A 3,953-nucleotide genomic window follows, 5' to 3' on the forward strand; every position below is an offset into this window, starting at 1 on the left:
GGTGTCTTTTTTTGCCAAAGAAAAAAAGATCAGCCCGGACGAGCTGAAAGAGATCATCAACATGATAGAAAAAGGTAAATAATAAAACTACGGCTATGGTACCTGCTATTTTAATATACCTGTTAAAGGCAAATATAGCGCTCACCTTATTTTTCCTGGCTTACCGCTTCGGTTTACGCAGGCTCACCTTTTACACCGGGAACAGGCTGTTCCTGCTCACGGGTATTGTTTTTTCGTCCCTGTTTCCCCTGATACCCATTGATGCGTTTGTAAACAGGCATGAGGTGCTGGCAGGCAGTGTAATGACCTATGTTCCCGACCTGGCCGGCTGGCAGGCGCCCGCGCCGGTATTTACCATGTGGACGCTGCTGGTATATATATTCTGGACAGGGGTATCAGCAATGACTATACGTTTTTGTTTCCAGTTATTATCATTATGGAAGATACACCGCACCTCCCAACGCCGTAAAATAGCCGGTACCCCGGTGCAGGTGTTGCAGCAGCCGGTGAATCCTTTCTCTTTTTTCCGGAACATCTATATCAACCCGGTATTACACCAGCCCGAAGAGCTACCGGCCATCCTGCGGCATGAAAAAGTGCATGTGCAGCAGTGGCACAGCGTAGACGTAGTACTGGGAGAACTGAATAACATTTTTTACTGGTTCAATCCCGGCGCATGGCTCATGAAAACAGCCATCCGTGAAAACCTGGAGTTTATTACAGACAGGTACCTGCTGAAGCAGGGCGTGGATAAAACCGCCTATCAATACAACTTAATTAAAGTAAGTGGGATCCCATATGCGACGGCCATCGCAAACAATTTCAATTTCTCACATCTAAAAAACAGGATCATCATGATGAACAGCAAAAAGTCATCACGTTATCAAATGGCGCGTTACCTGGTATTAGGGCTGCTGGTAGGGGGAACCGTATTATCGCTCAATTACACAAAGGCGCCTTCCGTTCATCCCTTTGCCAATGTTATTGTTAAAGACACGGTACCGCCTCCGCCGCCACCGCAGCGAAAAGCACCACCTCCGCCACCACCCCGGGTGGAACAGGTGAAGAACGGATCACCGAAACCACCGCCGCCGCCTCCGCCGCCAAGAGTGGAGCAGGTGAAGAAGGCGCCCCTCACTATAACGAAAGACACCGTGGCACCCGGCCAAAAAACTGGTGTGATCAGGCTTCGCAATATTGATCCGGGTAAGGAGCCGCTTTACATAGTTGGTGGTAAACCGGTGGAATCCATCGAAGGTATTTCACCTGATGGAATTGAATCCATCACTGTATTGAAAGACCAGTCAGCTATGGCAATTTATGGTCCCCGTGCAAAGAACGGCGTAGTTATCGTTAACATGAAGAAGAATGGTATAAAAATAGAGTCAGGTAAGGATACCGCGCTTCGCTCTGTTACCGTGGTTGGATACGGGGCCAGCGACAGCAGGAAAAGCAATGGCGCCCAGACGCTGCCGGCTGGTGTAACGATGGTGGTAGACGGCAAAAAAGTGACCCGGGAAGAAGCCAATAGCATACCCGCTAATTCCATCAAATCCGTAAATGTTTACAAAGGTGGCAAAGCCACTTTTTACAAAGGAGAACCACATCCTGAAGGCGTGGTGGTAATCACTACCAAAGGTGAAGGAAACAACATAAGGGTTGACTCAGATACGATCATTGTAAAATAATAATAGGGCAACAGCCTGTTTCAAAAAGCCACGGTCCGCCACCGTGGCATTTTTGTTTTTGCAAAACATTATCCCCCCGCAGCTGTTTATATAGGACCAACAATTTAACCGCTTATGTTACAAAAAGGCGAAACAGCTCCTGATTTCACCCTGGAAGCCACCCCGGAAAAGAAAGTTCACCTGGAAGACCTGCGTGGAAAAAATGTTATCCTGGCCTTTTACCCGGCGGACTGGAGCCCCGTATGCAGCGATCAGATGGCATTATATAATGAAATGCTCCATTATTTTGAAAAGTATAATGCAGTATTGCTGGGCATTTCGGTAGATGGCGCCTGGTGCCACCAGGCGTTTGCCAGTGCCCGCCAGATCCATTTCGACCTGTTGTCGGACTTTGAACCAAAAGGCGCCGTATCCCGCGCTTATGGTGTATACGAAGAGAGAACAGGGATCAGCAAGCGGGCTTTGTTTGTGATAGATGCCAACGGCATTATTCAATGGAGCTATTTATCGCCGGTAAATGAAAACCCCGGCGCCGACGGAATCCTTGCAGCATTGGAAAACCTAAAAGATAAGTGATATGCCTACCCTCATTCCGCCGGTAAACGCCCTGGACCATGTACTGGGTGCATCCGGCGCCACTATTGAACTGGTTGAATACGGCGATTTTCAATGTCCCTACTGCCGGGAAGCCTTCTTTGTAGTAAAAGAGCTACAGGAGCGCTTCGCAGGCCGTCTCCGGTTTGTGTTCCGTAATTTCCCATTGTCGGAAGCCCATGAATATGCAATGGATGCAGCACTGGCCGCAGAAGCCGCCGCCAGGCAGGACCGCTTCTGGGAAATGCACGACGCGCTTTACAACCGCCAGGCGGAATTAAATGATGGCCTGCTGATAACATTGGCAAAGGAACTTGAACTGGATCTGCAACAGTTCAGGGAAGACATGGAAGCGCCGAAACTGTTAAGCCGCGTGGAGGCCGACTTTGAAAGCGGTGTTCGCAGCGGCGTAAACGGCACGCCTACTTTTTACCTGAAAGGTAAACGGTATAACGGCGATTACCGTGAATTAGCATCAGCGCTGGCCGACTGAGCGCACACAACGGAAACCCAGGTTGGCCAGGCCGGATTCGGGCGTGCTTTTCATACGCGCCGATACCCGGTATCCCCGGCAGTATTCATCACTGCACATAAAGGAACCTCCCCTGATCACCCGCTTGGCCTGACCCGGATCATCCGGATCAAACGCTGCCTCCGGTCCTGCCGGGTTCTTTACGCCTTTTTCGCCCTGGATATAATAGTTGGCATCGTACCAGTCTTCACACCATTCCCACACATTCCCCGACATATCATACAGCTGGTAACCGTTAGGACTATACGATTTCACCGGCGCCAGGCCGTAATAACCGTCTGTTTTGGTATTGTTGTAAGGAAAATTACCATTCCAGGTATTGGCTTTGGGTTTACCACTGGTAAGCGCTTCGGTTCCCCAGGGATATATTTTGCCCGACAGGCCGCCACGTGCGGCGTATTCCCATTCCGCTTCGGTAGGCAGGCGTTTACCGGCCCATTTGGCATAGGCCTGCGCATCCAGCCAGGAAACCTGTGTAACGGGCTCATTATCCCGTTGAGCGATATTACTGCCGGGACCTGCGGGATGACGCCAGGTGGCGCCGGCCACGAACGACCACCATTGTGAAATATCATTGAACGGTACTGCATGGTCGGGAGGTGTGAACACCAGTGCACCCGGTTTCATCATTTCCGCCAGCGCGCTGCTGTCTGGTTCCGGCGTGCCGGGAGGCAAACTGGCCAGCAGTTCTTCTTTGCTGATGGGTTTTTCCGCAGTAGTTACATATCCTGTTGCCGCTACAAACTGTGCAAATTCGGCGTTGGTTACTTCATGTTCATCCATCCAGAAACCGTCGATATTCACGGTGTGCTTAGGATACTCATCGGCCATACCGGTAGAATCATCGGCGCCCATGGTAAAAGTACCTGCCGGTATCAGCACCATTTTATTCAGTGAATCGTTGCCGTTTGCCGCTGTTTCCTGCTTACCCGGATGGCCTGCACAGGCGCTCAGCAGCGCAAGGCCAAGCAATAGATATATCTTCCCCATTATTTGTCAGTAAGTTTAGTAGGCTTCCAAAAATAATATATTAAAACAGCTTTTATAGAATTTTCGCAACAGGATAGCTAAGCCACTCCCATCTCCTTAACAATTATATAATTAATTTTCCCCGAAAACTGTTGTAAACTGCATGTTAT

General features: G+C 49.8%; 4 protein-coding genes. 3 read left to right on the forward strand and 1 reads right to left on the reverse strand.

Translation table 11 applies throughout. From position 1 onward, the window contains the following. The first annotated feature begins 95 nt into the window (after positions 1–95). The 3 genes from VN105_RS22475 to VN105_RS22485 all read left to right on the forward strand — a co-directional run bounded on the left by VN105_RS22475 (position 96) and on the right by VN105_RS22485 (position 2,775). Complete coding sequence (locus VN105_RS22475; protein WP_325644427.1) at positions 96–1,688, forward strand: M56 family metallopeptidase; 1,593 nt, start codon at positions 96–98, stop codon at positions 1,686–1,688. A 114-nt stretch (positions 1,689–1,802) separates the two neighbouring features. Then, the gene (locus VN105_RS22480; protein WP_325644429.1) at positions 1,803–2,264 is read left to right on the forward strand and encodes a redoxin domain-containing protein; all 462 of its coding nucleotides are present in this window, start codon (positions 1,803–1,805) and stop codon (positions 2,262–2,264) included. A gap of 1 nt (position 2,265) precedes the next feature. Further along, the gene (locus tag VN105_RS22485; protein WP_325644431.1) at positions 2,266–2,775 is read left to right on the forward strand and encodes a DsbA family protein; all 510 of its coding nucleotides are present in this window, start codon (positions 2,266–2,268) and stop codon (positions 2,773–2,775) included. On the opposite strand, the gene VN105_RS22490 is transcribed toward VN105_RS22485, so the two are convergent. After that, on the reverse strand, positions 2,758–3,804 hold the full coding sequence (locus VN105_RS22490; protein ID WP_325644433.1) for a formylglycine-generating enzyme family protein: 1,047 nt from the start codon (positions 3,802–3,804) through the stop codon (positions 2,758–2,760). The two genes, VN105_RS22485 and VN105_RS22490, sit on opposite strands and share 18 nt — an antisense overlap. Positions 3,805–3,953: the final 149 nt, after the last annotated feature.

The organism is Chitinophaga sp., assembly GCF_035564935.1.
Classification (GTDB): domain Bacteria; phylum Bacteroidota; class Bacteroidia; order Chitinophagales; family Chitinophagaceae; genus Chitinophaga.